Raw genomic sequence first — 17,213 nt, forward strand, 5'->3', positions numbered from 1 at the left:
GTGTAATTCATCATACTTCAATACAATTACTGGCGAACAAACTTGGGCTTCCAACGCTTAATCAGTAGTGAATTCGACAATACTGCTATGCTACTAAACGCCATTGCCGCACCTGCGAGCTCTGGACTTAAATAGCCAGCGGCGGCTAACGGGATACCAATAAGGTTAAAAATAAATGCCCAAAATAAATTTTGTTGGATCTTACGCCACGTTATTCTAGAGATATCCATTGCAGCAGATACCAAGCGAGGATCATTTCTTAATAAGGTAATGTTAGCAGTCTCCATCGCGACATCGGAACCGGCCCCCATCGCAATACTAATATCAGCTTGCGCTAATGCGGGCGCATCATTAATCCCATCCCCTACCATTGCCACTATTTTTCCAAGTCGCTGTCTCTCTTGGATATAACTCGATTTATTTTCAGGTTTTATCTGCGCATAATAGTGATCTATTTTTAATGCTTGAGCAATTTTTTCTACCGCCATCGCATTATCACCACTAAGCATTGTCGTATTAATTCGAGCTTGTTGTAACAATGCAATCGCAGCTCGACTTTCTACACGCAAGGTATCCGCAATAATAAGTAAACCGACAAGATGACCATCTATTGCTACCCACATTTCTGAACCGGTATGTTCACTTGACTCAGCAAGTAACGACTCGCCAGGTTGAGTATCAACGTTCTCTGCGAGCATCAACTCGCGATTACCAATCAGAATCTTCTCACCTTCAACATCCCCTTTAATACCATAGCCGATGATAGTTTCAACTTGAGAGGCAGGTAATAATTTAAGCTGCTTGTCTTGCGCATAATTGATAATCGATTTTGCTAACGGGTGTTCACTAAACTGTTGCACTGCTGCAGCCCTGCAAATTAAAACTTCTTCATCACAGTCAAAACTATGAACAGCGGTAACCTTAGGTTTGCCTTCCGTTAATGTACCCGTTTTATCGAACATTACATCGGTAATTTTATGTGCTTTTTGCAAGGTATCTATATCTTTAATTAAAATACCTTGTCGTGCTGCAGCACCCGTTCCAGTAACTAATGCTGCGGGTGTTGCAAGCCCTAAAGCACAAGGGCAGGCAATCACTAATACCGCTACAGCGGAAATTAAACCACGTTCAAAGTCATCAAAGCCTAAATACCAGATTAAAAAGGTCGCCGTAGCAATAGCTAACACGACAGGCACAAAAATATTACTTATTTTATCAACTAATTGCTGAAAGGGAGCTTTGCCCATTTGGGCTGTTTCAACAAGAGAGATAATTTTATTTAAACTGGAATCTTTACCAACTGCATTGACCTTTAATAGCAAAACGCCAGTACCATTAATAGAACCACCAATAAGCGTTTGTCCGGGCTGTTTTACTACAGGTAAACTTTCCCCTGTGATCATAGATTCATCTAATTCACTTTTACCATCAATAATGACGCCGTCTACCGGTACTTTTTCACCCGCGAGCACCCGAACTTCATCCCCAGTGACGACGTCTTCAATAGGCAATGTTAACCATTCATCTCCACGTTTTACGTTCGCAACTTCCGGCCTTAACATCATCAATTCATAGATAGCTGACGAGGTATTTTGTTTCGCATTTTCTTCTAGGTATTTACCTAAACTAATTAAAGTGATCACAACCGCACTGGCTTCAAAATACAGCGCACCTTGTGCTTTTTCACCGATGCTTAAAAATAAATACAAACTATAGAAATAAGCAGCACTGGTACCTGTCGCAACAAGTACATCCATATTTGCGGCTCGATTTTTTAATGAATTATACGCACCTAAATAATAACGACGGCCAATAATAAACTGGATTGGTGTGGCTAATACTAATTGCTGCCATACAGGAACGATGAAGTTAATATCACTGACAAACATAGTTAACATGCCCGCGACTAAAGGCAACGTTAATAAAGCGGAAATAATCACCAATAGCAGCTGCTGTTTATTTTTTCTTTTGAATTCGACTTCTCGGATCAATAAACTTTCGGTTTGTGACACCACACTACCGCGATTAACAGTCGCTTTGTAACCTAGACGAATGATCAAGTTAATAATGTCCGCGGGGAGGATAGCACCAGAAAAATATGTTACGGTTATTTTCTCACTCGCAAAGTTAGCATCCACTGTTAATATATCTTTATTTACTAACAGCTTCGATACAGTTTTTGCAACGCAGTTAGCGCAAGACCAGCCGCTCACAGAAAGTGATAATGTTTCACTATGATAGGTATAATTCTTGTCATCTAGAATAGATTTCACGGTATTACTTGTCGCATTATCAGCTATATTTATCTGAGCGGTACTAAGTGCAAAATTAACGCTTGCTTGGATACCACGTTCAGCATTTAACGCAGATTCTAATTTTGATGCACAGCCAGCACATGACATACCACCGATACCAATTGAAAGTGTTTTAGACATAACGAAAAGACCTTATTAATGATATTATGAGCAAAGTATAACCTTTACCCTTAGTGTAAGGTCAAGATGGATATTATGCGATTTATTTAATAGCTACTTTGTAACAAGGTGTAACATGTAGTAAATATGAGATAAGCCTAACATTAACGATAATTTTTTTATGAATAATAACCATAATGTAATAAAATTACTTATATAGTTAAGCTACATCTGAATTAGTCACCTTTAAACCGCTTTATTAGCACAATATGTAGATTAATTACCATAATCCATCAGTTAAAAGTGAAACACAAAATCATGAATCCAACAGAAACGAATGCTTGGCATGCTTTAAAAGCACATTATTCAGACATGAAAAAAACCAATATCAGCACATTATTTGCTAATGATGCAAATAGGTTTGAACAGTTTTCTAAACAATTTAATAATGATATTTTATGTGACTTTTCTAAAAATATCATTACGCAATGCACACTTAAAAAACTGACAGCGCTTGCTCATGAAGTTGATTTACCAACAGCCATTACAGCGATGGTATCAGGTAAGAAAATCAATCAAACTGAAAAAAGAGCGGTATTACACACAGCGCTTAGAAATCGCAGTAATACACCGGTAATGGTTGATGGTAAAGATGTAATGCCTGCGGTTAACGCAGTGCTAGCGCAAATGAAAGCATTCTGTCATGACATCATTAGTGGTGATTGGAAGGGCTATACAGGTAACGCAATTACCGATATTGTAAACATTGGTATTGGCGGTTCTGATTTAGGTCCTTACATGGTTACCGAAGCATTGCGACCTTACAAAAATCATTTAAATATGCATTTTGTTTCTAATGTTGACGGCACCCATATCGCAGAAACATTAAAGAGCTTAAATCCAGAAACAACGTTATTTTTAATTGCATCAAAAACATTTACGACACAAGAAACAATGACCAACGCACACAGTGCAAGATCATGGTTTTTAGCGAGTGCTGAAAGTGAAGAACATGTGGCATCTCACTTTGCTGCGTTATCAACAAACGCCACAGCAGTGCAAGCATTCGGTATTGATACTAAGAACATGTTTGAATTTTGGGACTGGGTTGGTGGTCGCTACTCACTTTGGTCAGCAATTGGTTTATCTATCGCATTAAGTATTGGCTTCGACAATTTTGAAGAGTTACTTAGCGGTGCACATGAGATGGATAAGCACTTTGTCGACACGCCACTAGAAGATAATATTCCTGTTATTTTGGCATTAATTGGTGTTTGGTATAACAACTTTTTCGGCGCTGAAAGCGAAGCTATATTACCTTACGATCAGTATATGCACCGTTTTGCCGCTTATTTCCAACAAGGTAATATGGAATCAAATGGTAAGAGTGTTGATCGTGATGGCAAAGCCGTTGATTACCAAACAGGTCCAATCATCTGGGGTGAACCAGGGACGAACGGTCAGCATGCTTTCTACCAATTAATCCATCAAGGTACAAAACTTATCCCATGTGATTTCATTGCGCCAGCACAATCACATAATAAGATCTCAGATCATCATGTAAAACTAATGTCTAACTTCTTTGCACAAACCGAAGCGTTAGCGTTCGGTAAATCAAAACAAACTGTGATTGATGAATTAGCAGATTCTGGTATGTCAGAAGCAGACATTGCCAGCTTAGCTGAGTTTAAAACTTTTACAGGCAATAACCCAACCAACTCGATTTTATTCAAACAACTGACGCCGAAAACACTGGGTTCGTTGTTAGCCATGTATGAACATAAGATCTTCACACAAGGTATTATCTGGAATATTTTCAGCTTTGATCAATGGGGTGTTGAATTAGGTAAGCAATTAGCCAATCAAATTCTACCTGAATTAAATAACAATGAATCTATTAATAATCATGACAGTTCTACCAATGGTTTAATTAATACCTTCAAGGCATGGCGTTAACCCATTAGCGACAACGATATGATCCGATAATACTATCGAGTTAGCCGAATACCAAATACACAAAAAACCAGCCAACGGCTGGTTTTTTGTTCTCTGCTGCACGTGATCGCGACGCGCTCCGCAGCTTAAATTCGTTATCTTTAATGTAAACTCACCGTGATCATGCCTCAGCACTAAATTACAGACACAAAAAAGCCGACATCAGTAATGATGTCGACTTTCTCTAATTTGGCGCTTGGCAATGCCCTACTCTCACATGGGGAGACCCCACACTACCATCGGCGTTATTACGTTTCACTTCTGAGTTCGGGATGGGATCAGGTGGGGCCGCAACACTATGGTCACCAAGCAAATCTGGTTTGCTTTCTATAAGAAAATTAATTTCTATTGTTAATCTGAAAAGCTATAAATAAAGAAGTCTTTAAAACATAAAGTGTTCAATCTATTCTTAAGTCATATTTCAATTAATCATACTTTAATTTGTATGGTTAAGCCTCACGGGTAATTAGTACAAGTTAGCTCAATGCCTCACAGCACTTACACACCTTGCCTATCAACGTTGTAGTCTCCAACGGCCCTTCAGGGAGCTTAAAGCTCCAGTGAGAACTCATCTCGAGGCCTGCTTCCCGCTTAGATGCTTTCAGCGGTTATCAGTTCCGAACTTAGCTACCGGGCAATGCCATTGGCATGACAACCCGAACACCAGTGGTTCGTCCACTCCGGTCCTCTCGTACTAGGAGCAGCTCCTCTCAATTCTCAAACGCCCACGGCAGATAGGGACCGAACTGTCTCACGACGTTCTAAACCCAGCTCGCGTACCACTTTAAATGGCGAACAGCCATACCCTTGGGACCAACTTCAGCCCCAGGATGTGATGAGCCGACATCGAGGTGCCAAACACCGCCGTCGATATGAACTCTTGGGCGGTATCAGCCTGTTATCCCCGGAGTACCTTTTATCCGTTGAGCGATGGCCCTTCCATTCAGAACCACCGGATCACTAAGACCTACTTTCGTACCTGCTCGACGTGTCTGTCTCGCAGTTAAGCTGGCTTATGCCTTTGCACTAACCACATGATGTCCAACCATGTTTAGCCAACCTTCGTGCTCCTCCGTTACTCTTTGGGAGGAGACCGCCCCAGTCAAACTACCCACCAGACACTGTCCGCAACCCCGATAAGGGGCCTACGTTAGAACATCAAACGTACAAGGGTGGTATTTCAAGGTCGACTCCACATCATCTAGCGACAATGCTTCATAGTCTCCCACCTATCCTACACATGTAGGTTCAATGTTCAGTGCCAAGCTATAGTAAAGGTTCACGGGGTCTTTCCGTCTAGCCGCGGGTACACTGCATCTTAACAGCGATTTCAATTTCACTGAGTCTCGGGTGGAGACAGCGTGGCCATCATTACGCCATTCGTGCAGGTCGGAACTTACCCGACAAGGAATTTCGCTACCTTAGGACCGTTATAGTTACGGCCGCCGTTTACCGGGGCTTCGATCATGAGCTTCGACCTAAGTCTAACCCAATCAATTAACCTTCCGGCACCGGGCAGGCGTCACACCGTATACGTCATCTTGCGATTTTGCACAGTGCTGTGTTTTTAATAAACAGTTGCAGCCACCATTTCTCTGCGACCAACAATAGCTTACGGAGCAAGTCCTTCACCATCATTGGCGTACCTTCTCCCGAAGTTACGGTACCATTTTGCCTAGTTCCTTCACCCGAGTTCTCTCAAGCGCCTTAGTATTCTCTACCTAACCACCTGTGTCGGTTTGGGGTACGATTCTCTTATATCTGAAGCTTAGAGGTTTTTCCTGGAAGCCGGGTATCAACTACTTCATCTCCGTAGAGACTCGTCATCAGTCCTCAGCCTTAAGTGCGCCCGGATTTACCTAAGCACACAGCCTACAACCTTAAACATGGACAACCATCGCCATGCTAGTCTAACCTTCTCCGTCACCCCATCGCAATATAAGCGAGTACAGGAATATTAACCTGTTTTCCATCGACTACGCCTTTCGGCCTCGCCTTAGGAGTCGACTCACCCTGCCCCGATTAACGTTGGACAGGAACCCTTGGTCTTTCGGCGTGGAGGTTTTTCACCCCCATTATCGTTACTCATGTCAACATTCGCACTTCTGATACCTCCAGCAAGCTTCTCAACTCACCTTCGACGGCTTACAGAACGCTCCTCTACCATGCAAAGAACACGTCTTTGCATCCGTAGCTTCGGTGGTATGTTTAGCCCCGTTAAATCTTCCGCGCAGACCGACTCGACCAGTGAGCTATTACGCTTTCTTTAAAAGATGGCTGCTTCTAAGCCAACTTCCTGGCTGTCTGAGCCTTTCCACATCGTTTCCCACTTAACATACACTTTGGGACCTTAGCTGACGGTCTGGGTTGTTTCCCTTTCCACGACGGACGTTAGCACCCGCCGTGTGTCTCCCGCGATTGAACTTATTGGTATTCGGAGTTTGCAAAGGGTTGGTAAGTCGGGATGACCCCCTAGCCTTAACAGTGCTCTACCCCCAATAGTTAGACGCGAGGCGCTACCTAAATAGCTTTCGAGGAGAACCAGCTATCTCCCGGTTTGATTGGCCTTTCACCCCCAGCCACAAGTCATCCGCTAATTTTTCAACATTAGTCGGTTCGGTCCTCCAGTTGATGTTACTCAACCTTCAACCTGCCCATGGCTAGATCACCGGGTTTCGGGTCTAATCCCAGCAACTATTCGCGCAGTTAACACTCGGTTTCCCTACGGCTCCGCTATTCGCTTAACCTTGCTACTGAAATTAAGTCGTTGACCCATTATACAAAAGGTACGCAGTCACCCAACAAAGTAGGCTCCCACTGCTTGTACGTATACGGTTTCAGGTTCTATTTCACTCCCCTCACAGGGGTTCTTTTCGCCTTTCCCTCACGGTACTGGTTCACTATCGGTCAGTCAGTAGTATTTAGCCTTGGAAGATGGTCCTCCCATATTCAAACAGCATATCACGTGTGCCGTCCTACTCGATTTCACAATAAGGTCGTTTTCATGTACGGGACTATCACCCTGTATCGTGGCACTTTCCAGAGCCTTCCATTAACTTCCAAACTGCTTAAGGGCTAGACCCCGTTCGCTCGCCGCTACTAAGGGTATCTCTATTGATTTCTTTTCCTCGGGGTACTTAGATGTTTCAGTTCTCCCGGTTCGCTTCGTAACGCTATGTATTCACGTTACGATACCTTACAAAGTAAGGTGGGTTCCCCCATTCGGACATCTGTGGATCAATGCTTTTTATCAACTCCCCACAGCTTAACGCAGATTAACACGTCCTTCATCGCCTCTGACTGCCTAGGCATCCACCGTATACGCTTAGTCACTTAACCATACAATCTAAAGTCGACCGTACAATTGAAATAACTAGGTATTATCTAGTTTTTTTCGCCTCAAGAATACTCAAGAACACTCTATTGTTATTGCCAAAGCAATAACGTGTTTTAAGAACTTCTTTATTTATTCAGCTTTCCAAATTTTTAAAGAGCAATTTGCTAAAAAGCAAAGATAAACATTGTATTGTTTATCTTTGCTTTCTCGCGTCTTACGATGAGTAAGACATACTTTTCAACTTTCTATTCAAGCAATTTGTGTGGGCACTTACAAAAATTAACAACTTTACGTAAGGAGGTGATCCAGCCCCAGGTTCCCCTAGGGCTACCTTGTTACGACTTCACCCCAGTCATGAACCACACCGTGGTCATCGCCCTCCCGAAGGTTAAGCTAATGACTTCTGGTGCAGCCCACTCCCATGGTGTGACGGGCGGTGTGTACAAGGCCCGGGAACGTATTCACCGTGACATTCTGATTCACGATTACTAGCGATTCCGACTTCATGGGGTCGAGTTGCAGACCCCAATCCGGACTACGACGCACTTTGTGGGATTCGCTTACCATTGCTGGTTTGCAGCCCTTTGTATGCGCCATTGTAGCACGTGTGTAGCCCTACTCGTAAGGGCCATGATGACTTGACGTCGTCCCCACCTTCCTCCGGTTTATCACCGGCAGTCTCCTTAGAGTTCCCACCATTACGTGCTGGCAAATAAGGATAAGGGTTGCGCTCGTTGCGGGACTTAACCCAACATTTCACAACACGAGCTGACGACAGCCATGCAGCACCTGTCTCATAGTTCCCGAAGGCACCAATCCATCTCTGGAAAGTTCTATGGATGTCAAGAGTAGGTAAGGTTCTTCGCGTTGCATCGAATTAAACCACATGCTCCACCGCTTGTGCGGGCCCCCGTCAATTCATTTGAGTTTTAACCTTGCGGCCGTACTCCCCAGGCGGTCTACTTAATGCGTTAGCTTAAGAGCCCAGTTCTCAAGGAACCAAACTCCGAGTAGACATCGTTTACGGCGTGGACTACCGGGGTATCTAATCCCGTTTGCTACCCACGCTTTCGCATCTGAGCGTCAGTTACTTGCCAGGTGGCCGCCTTCGCCACTGGTATTCCTTCAGATCTCTACGCATTTCACCGCTACACCTGAAATTCTACCACCCTCTCAAGAACTCTAGTTTGCCAGTTCGAAATGCAGTTCCCAGGTTGAGCCCGGGGCTTTCACATCTCGCTTAACAAACCGCCTGCATGCGCTTTACGCCCAGTAATTCCGATTAACGCTCGCACCCTCCGTATTACCGCGGCTGCTGGCACGGAGTTAGCCGGTGCTTCTTCTGCGAGTAACGTCACAGTGATAACGTATTAAGTCACCACCTTTCCTCCTCGCTGAAAGTACTTTACAACCCTAAGGCCTTCTTCATACACGCGGTATGGCTGCATCAGAGTTTCCTCCATTGTGCAATATTCCCCACTGCTGCCTCCCGTAGGAGTCTGGACCGTGTCTCAGTTCCAGTGTGGCTGATCATCCTCTCAGACCAGCTAGGGATCGTCGCCTTGGTGAGCTCTTACCTCACCAACAAGCTAATCCCACTTGGGCTCATCTAGTCGCGAGAGCTTTCAAGAAGAGGCCCCCTTTCACCCGTAGGTCGTATGCGGTATTAGCAGTCGTTTCCAACTGTTGTCCCCCTCGACTAGGCAGATTCCCAAGCATTACTCACCCGTCCGCCGCTCGACGCCAGAATAGCAAGCTATTCTTCGTTTCCGCTCGACTTGCATGTGTTAAGCCTACCGCCAGCGTTCAATCTGAGCCATGATCAAACTCTTCAATTAAAAGTTTTTGACTAATTGCCTAAGCAATTAAGTCGGCTCAATGAATTCTGTACTTCAACAATAAAACCGAAATTCTATTGTTTATAAAACTACCATCTTTCGATTTAAGTTTATGTTCACAATTACATTGATATAATATTTGGTCATTATATCTCTGCAAGTGCTCACACAGATTGCTTGAATAAATTGTTAAAGAGCATTGACATCAACGCTTCGCGTCTCAGTCAGGCTGCGTATTATACGGCAGCCAATTTTGAAGTCAAGTATATATTTCAACTTTCTTTCAAGAAGTTTAAAGCGAAACATCCGGTCCCCTTAAACACCTTTACTTAGCGGCTGTTGCCGTGTCAGTGAGGTCGCATTATAGAGATTTTGACTTGGTTGGCAAGTTTTATATGTCGTATTAACTCATAATGGTTGGAGTGTATGATAATCACGCACACAGAGTGCATTAAGTGTCGGATAACAAAACCAACGTAAAAAAAAGGTGATTATTCATACAATAATCACCTTCTACAACTCGTATATACATCTTCTTATATAGATAATCTAAATGTATGGCTTATTTACAGCTCGGCTTCATCAGACTTTATTTGGCGTATATATAAGTACACAGTATGTTTTGAAATATTAAGTTTATCAGCAACCATATTGATCGCATCTTTAATATCAAAAATACCTTGCTGATGTAGTGATATAACGATGTGCTTATTTTTAGCATTATTCGCGATATCAGTACGATTGTTAATATCAGTAATTGTTTCTTCTACAGAGCGGTCAACCAACTCTTCGACTGTTGTCGCAAAGTTCTCAGAAGATAGTTCAGTTTCTCTTGCTTCAGGCGTAGGTAACAGTTCCTGAACAAAATCAATAAACGATGCACCAATATTAATGTTAATACAAATTAAGCCAATTGTTCTTTCTGAACGGTTTTTGATTGCGATCGTCATAGAACGCATCATGTGGCCATCTTTCGTCTGCGTAAAGTATGCCTTAGAACATTGCTTATTTTGTGCAGATATATCTTGTAGCATCTTAAGTGCTAAGTTAGTAATAGGTGAACCTTCAACACGACCTGTATTAAAACCATTTTCAATCTTAATAACAGAACGATCTACACTTTCTAATGAGTGTAGGATCACTTCACATTGCTTACCAAATAAAGCAGCAATACCTTCGATAACACCATCATATGATCTTAAAAGACGATGATCTTCATCTGTAAACGTATATGAATTTGTCAATTCATTCTCAATACTATCTAGTTCAAGTAGCACAACTATCCCTCGTCTATAGTTAGGCCCATTTGGGTCGCCAAGTTAGCATAGCTAAACATTAAAAACCTTGAGCCCGATTCCATATATTATATTAAAATAAAATATTCACCCGATATTAACAACTACCTAGCAAACAAAATGAGTTATTTCATTGCTTGCTTTATATAAACATCAAAGCGATTTTTCTTTGTTTCAATCGCCATGCTAGGTTTTGCATTTGCGATATATTCAGCATAATCGGGGCGTTTAACAACAACACGCTTCGTTGCAACACGCATTGCCGGTTCAAACAAACCATCTGCATCTAAATCTGCGCCAACTAATGATTGAAATACGCGCATTTCTTTTTTCACCAACGCTGATTTCTTCTTATGTGGGTACATAGGATCAAGGTAAACCACATCCGGAGAAAAGCCCAAGCCTTCTAGCTCAGATAAACTGGATGCAAACACCAGTTTTAATCGTGTGGCAATCCAACTACCGATCTCTTTATCTTGCTCTGCTCGCTTCAAGCCATCTTCAAGTAATGCCGCAACGATAGGTGAACGTTCCAACATCGTCACATTACAGCCTAAAGATGCTAGTACAAATGCATCACGTCCTAAACCGGCGGTGCCATCAAGTACTGACGGTGTAACGCCTAATTTTAAACCCACCGCTTTTGCAATTGCTTGTCCCTTACCACCACCGTATTTACGACGATGATTCACGGCGCCACCAGCAAAATCAACATACACAGCGCCTAACTTTGGCTCATCAAGTTTAAATAACTCAAGACCCTTATCCGAATATACCAGTTGGAATTGAGCATCTGCCACAGGTTCAAGAGAAAAACCCCACTGTTTAGCAAGTCCTGCAATGTGGTCAGAAAAGAGTGGAACTGTTGTGATTATTTGTATGCTGTTCATGGTGACCTGATAAGATTAGATTTAATTATGCGGGTTAGAATGCCTATATTAGCAAGAAATTCGAATACAACCTAAATTCAGTTGATGATAAAATGAAGATAGTGAAGGTTATTCAAAAAACGCTTTTATTTTGAGTGATAAACTCGAGTAACTCATGCAGTGGAATAGGACGACACAATAGAAAGCCTTGTGAATAGTCACTTTTTTTTTCTCGTAAATAACTTAATTGCGCTTGTGTTTCAACGCCCTCTGTGACGACTTTCATCCCGAGATTATGCACCATAGTAATGATGCCATCTAACAATACGTTATCTTGTTGGTTCTCCGGAATGTTCATTATAAAACTACGATCAATTTTAACAATATCTGCAGGCAAACTACGGAGATAATTTAATGATGAATAACCGGTACCAAAATCATCGATCGCGATTTTTACACCCGCTTGTTTTAACGCATTAATACGCTGCATATACTGACCGTCCATGTCCATCAATAAACTTTCGGTGATCTCCATGGTTACCGAACTATAAGGCAGATTATGTGACGATATCACCTTCAACCATTCTGACGCTTGCATATCAATCGTCTTAAATTCCAGGCTTGAACGATTAATACTCATTTCCATATACGGAAAACCTGCTTCATGCAATATTTTCAGATCGCAGCATGCTTGATCGAGTACATATTCACCCAAGCTCTGGATAAGTCCGCCCTCTTCAGCAAGCGGAATAAACTCAACAGGTGAAATAAAACCTCTATCCTGATGCTGCCAACGTACTAAAGCTTCTAGTTTATCTATTTTACCCGTAACGTTATCAACAATAGGTTGATAGTAAACGTCAAGACTACCGCGTTTTATTGCGTCAGCTAATTCGACAACGGTTTGATGTTTAAGGATCGCAGCATCACTTAACGCCTGTGTGAAAGTGACACATTGATTACGACCTTTACGCTTGGCTTCAAATATTGCTTGTTCTGCACTTTGCATTAATGCTTCTACCGATACCCCATCTTCTGGATACATAGTAATACCGACCGATGCTGTCACATAACGCTGTTGATTTGAGAGTTGATAAGCTTGCGAAAATACACCCTGTAACTGTTTTGCATAAACTTCTGCTTGGCGCTTATTAACCACATCGGGGATGATGAAGGCGAATTGATCACCATCAATACGGGCAAGAAAATCACTATCTCTACTGCGGTATTTTAGTCGTTCCGTCGTCTCTTTCAATAAGCGATCACCGGCCATGAAATCTTCTGAATTATTTATTGATTTGAAGTCATCAAGATCAATGTAAATGATGGCAAATTTTTGCTCATGTTTAGCTGACTTATCGATAATATGTCGCAGCTCAGAACTAAAATATTGGCGATTAGGTAAACCGGTCAGTGGATCAAAGTTAGACTGGGTAATAATCTGTTGTTCTGTTTTCTTATCTTCGGTCACATCACTAAAAACGGCAAAGAAATATTTAAGTTTATCGCCTTCTTTAATACTCGACAGCGTCACTTGTTGCGCAAATATTTCACCAGCACGGTTGCGACTCCAAATAACACCTTTCCATTCATTGTGCTCTAGCAATGCTTCGGCTATATCATGATAGAACTGTTCATCATGGACACCTGATCGTAATAAATTATGCGTACGCCCTATCGCATCTTCGGCGCTATAACCTGTAATAGTTTCAAACGCCGGATTAACATCAATAATTTTTTCATTGGCATCACACAACATAATGCCTTCAGCACTGTGTCTGTATACACTTTCAATAATAGACAGACGTTGCCGATTATCTTGTTCTTCAGTGAGATCTTGAATTGTATTCATAAAATACTGAATGTTATTAGCATCATCCCTTATCGCTGTCACCGTTAACTTCGTCCATAATATACTGCCATCACGATGACGATAGCGTGTCTTAAGGGTAAAATTATTACGCTTATTGGCATATATTTCTTGATAGTACTCTTCAAACTGCTCTTTATCTTCATCAAAATATAAGTGTAAGCTACTGGTATTTAAGATACCTTGCTCACGTAAACGATAAAAATCTTCTAATTCGTAACCAAACATTTTACATGCTTGTTTATTTACCCATTTAATTTCACGATTAGCATTAAGTTTAATTAACCCGACAGGTGTTGTGGCTAAAACAGTTTCAAGAATACGCTCTTGCGCTGATGCTTTTTTCTTGGTTAATTCTTCAGCTGTAATATCCTTACTGATGCAATCAAGGCGATACACTTTCCCCCTTTCATCGGTAATTGGATAGATATCACTTTGGATACGCTTGGAATTTCCCTTTAATGTGGTGATATTAAAAATACTGCGTATCGAGGTTGTTGAGTTGGATATCATCGCCGATTGAAAATCACGTAATACACCAGGTTGATCAAACTTATCAACCAAGGCTAATAACGCATCAAATTGATTAATCTCTTTGACGTTATCAGTTTCAATGATATTCGCCACAGAGTCCGAGCATTCTAATCTATCTTGCTCTAGGAAATAGCTCCAACTGCTTAATCGACCTTTGGCTATATTGTCTTCCAACCACAAGGTATACGCACTCCACTCCGCTGGCATATCGGGAGTAATAGCCGTTATAGGTAACATGTTAATTTGTTTAGGTTGGAGTTCTCTTTCTAAAAAACCAGAAACTAATCGGATTAAATTTAATTCGAGTTTATGTTTAGACAATTTACGAGGGAAAAATGCAGATAAAATACCGATAGGTCTTCCGCATGAATCATTAAGGCGGATGCCTAAATAAGCTTCGGCATGCCATTCTTGTAATTGCGTTTGTTCTGGAAATCGAGATACTAAATCTTGCTCATATTCAGCATAGCCATGATTATAAGCGGCAAAACAAGGCATGGATTTAAAGTCGATAACAACATCAGCATCAAAGACACCTTGTTGTAGACAAGACAAAATAGATAAGTCAAAAGTTTGAGGACAAACAGTCGCGACATAAATAGTATCAATACGCAGTAATGATGCTAAATTAGTCAGAAACAAATCAAGATAATTAGCTTCCAATAATTGCGTCGTATCAATGTTTATATCACTAAGTGTAAGAATTTCAACCATACATCCTTGTCCAAGAATTCGATTAGTTTAGCTGCAATAGATTGATATCCGTTCAAGTATGACCGTAGCTCATCTAAAACTATGGTCATACTTTGACACTACAAAGAAAGTGGTAAATATCACGCCAAGATAATACACAATTTACCACTATTTTAAAATCAAAACCGAACGATAACCACTACAACCTATCCGTTATAGCAAGTTATCCATTGCGTTAGCGAATGCCAGAATGATTTAATAACGCATACGTGCTTGGTTTACGTCCGCGGAATTTCACAAATAATGACATTGGCGTATCGCTGCCGCCACGTTCAAGTACGCAACGCATAAAATCACGACCGGTCTCGGCATTAAAAATACCTTCTTCTTCAAAACGAGAGAATGCGTCCGCAGATAACACTTCAGCCCATTTATAGCTGTAATAACCGGCGGCATAACCACCAGCAAAAATATGTGAAAAACTATTTTGGAAACGATTAAATCCTGGTGCCGATAATACCGATACCTTGTCTCTTACCGAATTTAATACCGATTGAATATTTGCACCTTGCGCGGGGTTATATTCCATGTGCATACGGAAATCAAATAAACCCAATTCAATTTGACGTAACATGCCCATTGCCGAGTTAAAGTTCTTTGCCGCTAATAGTTTGTCTAACATCGCTTGTGGTAGTGGTTCATCGGTTTCGTAATGACCAGAAATAAACGCCAGCGCCTCTTCTTGCCAGCACCAGTTTTCCATAAACTGACTTGGTAGTTCAACCGCATCCCAAGGCACACCGTTAATACCCGATACCGCAGCTGGGATCACTTTAGTTAACATGTGATGCAAACCATGACCAAATTCATGGAATAACGTAGTCACTTCATTATGGGTAAATAGCGCAGGTTTATCGCCAACCGGTTTATTAAAGTTACAGGTTAAATAAGCCACCGGTTTTTGTAACTCGCCATCGGCTTTAATACGATGGGTTAGGCAATCATTCATCCAGGCACCGCCACGCTTATGTTCACGCGCGTACAGATCCAGATAAAAACGACCACGTAACTCGCCCTCGTCATCAAAGATCTCGAAGAAACGCACATCTTTATGCCAAGACTCTACGCCAAGTTCTTCAATAATATTTAGGCCAAATAAACGCTTAACCACTTCGAACATGCCTTTGACAACGCGATCTTCAGGAAAATACGGACGTAGTTCTTCATCTGATATTGTATATTTAGCTTGTTTTAACTTTTCAGCATAAAATGTCAGATCCCATGCTTCTAATGTTTTCGCCATAAAGTTATCTTTGGCAAAATCTTGAATTTCGGCTAATTCAACTTCTGCTTGAGAAAACGATTTATCGGCAAGGTCAGATAAAAATTCAATCACTTGTGCTGGTGTTTCGGCCATTTTAGTGGCTAATGATTTTTCGGCAAAATGAGCAAAGCCAAGTAACGCGGCAAGTTCATGACGCAGGGCAATAATCTCGTCCATTATCGCCGAGTTATCCCATTCACCTGCATTTGGACCAACATCCGAGGCTCGAGTACAGAATGCTTCATATACTTCACGGCGCAATTCTCGATTTTCAGAATACATCATTACTGGTAAGTAGCTTGGGAAATCTAAGGTAAATAAGTAACCTGTTAATGACTTACTTTCTGCCGTTGCTTTCGCGGCTGCTTTTGCAGACTCAGGTAAACCGATAAGCAGAGCTTCATCAGTGATCTCTTTCTGCCAACCTAACGTTGCATCCATGACATTATTACTAAATGTTGATGTTAACTGCGATAAACGTTTAGTAATTTCACCATAACGCTGTTTGTCATTATCAACTAAATCAATCCCAGATAATCTAAAATCACGCAGTGCATTGGTGATCACTTTTTGCTGCGCTGTTGATAACGTGGCAAATTCACTGCTGTCATGTAAACACTGATACGCTAAGAATAATTGCTGGTTCTGCCCGACTTTAGTTTGGTATTCAGACAGTAATGGTAAGCAAGCATCATGCGCTGCACGTAACTCGTCACTGCTCACCACTGCATTCAAGTGGCCAATAGGCGACCAAACACGTCCTAACCGATCATCACTTTCTTCTAACGGCGCAACCAAACTCGCCCAAGTGACAGCATCGTCATTGGCCAATACGTCAGCAATAACCGCGTCACAATCGGCAATTGCCTGCGTTACTGCAGGCACAATATGCTCGGGTTTAATACTCGCGAATGGGGGTAAACCTGTCATAGTCAAAAGTGGGTTAGTCATAGAGTCATCCTATTTATAATGATATTAATTAGTTAATGCGGCTATAAAATGATAATTTCAAGTATAGCGAGTAAATATCGAGAAACGCTTTAC

General features: G+C 41.6%; 6 protein-coding genes and 3 rRNA genes. 1 reads left to right on the top strand and 8 read right to left on the bottom strand.

The window, feature by feature from the left end; genetic code table 11:
- Positions 1-26 precede the first annotated feature (26 nt).
- Positions 27-2,435 (bottom strand): heavy metal translocating P-type ATPase, encoded by a 2,409-nt coding sequence (locus MORIYA_RS12760; RefSeq protein ID WP_112715726.1) that lies wholly within the window; start codon positions 2,433-2,435, stop codon positions 27-29.
- A gap of 297 nt (positions 2,436-2,732) precedes the next feature.
- On the opposite strand from MORIYA_RS12760, the gene pgi reads away from it, so the two are divergent.
- Entirely contained in the window at positions 2,733-4,370 is a 1,638-nt protein-coding gene (gene pgi, locus MORIYA_RS12765) for a glucose-6-phosphate isomerase (protein WP_112715728.1), read from the top strand.
- A gap of 233 nt (positions 4,371-4,603) precedes the next feature.
- Here pgi and rrf read toward each other — a convergent pair.
- From rrf to prlC, 7 genes are all read right to left on the bottom strand, one after another.
- Positions 4,604-4,719, bottom strand: a 5S ribosomal RNA gene (gene rrf, locus MORIYA_RS12770).
- 135 nt (positions 4,720-4,854) lie between these two features.
- A 23S ribosomal RNA gene (locus MORIYA_RS12775) occupies positions 4,855-7,748 on the bottom strand.
- Positions 7,749-8,039: 291 nt separating this feature from the next.
- Positions 8,040-9,584 (bottom strand): 16S ribosomal RNA (locus MORIYA_RS12780).
- Together the 16S, 23S and 5S rRNA genes form the textbook arrangement of a ribosomal RNA operon.
- Positions 9,585-10,150: 566 nt before the next feature.
- A complete protein-coding gene (locus MORIYA_RS12785; RefSeq protein ID WP_112715730.1) occupies positions 10,151-10,861 on the bottom strand; it encodes a helix-turn-helix transcriptional regulator in 711 nt (236 codons plus the stop codon).
- Between the two features lie 143 nt (positions 10,862-11,004).
- On the bottom strand, positions 11,005-11,769 hold the full coding sequence (locus MORIYA_RS12790; RefSeq protein WP_112715732.1) for a class I SAM-dependent methyltransferase: 765 nt from the start codon (positions 11,767-11,769) through the stop codon (positions 11,005-11,007).
- A 112-nt stretch (positions 11,770-11,881) separates the two neighbouring features.
- Positions 11,882-14,866 (bottom strand): sensor domain-containing protein, encoded by a 2,985-nt coding sequence (locus tag MORIYA_RS12795; protein ID WP_112715734.1) that lies wholly within the window; start codon positions 14,864-14,866, stop codon positions 11,882-11,884.
- Between the two features lie 214 nt (positions 14,867-15,080).
- Entirely contained in the window at positions 15,081-17,120 is a 2,040-nt protein-coding gene (prlC, locus tag MORIYA_RS12800) for an oligopeptidase A (RefSeq protein WP_112715736.1), read from the bottom strand.
- Positions 17,121-17,213 lie beyond the last annotated feature (93 nt).

The sequence above is a fragment of the Moritella yayanosii genome, assembly GCF_900465055.1.
Classification (GTDB): Bacteria; Pseudomonadota; Gammaproteobacteria; order Enterobacterales; family Moritellaceae; genus Moritella; species Moritella yayanosii.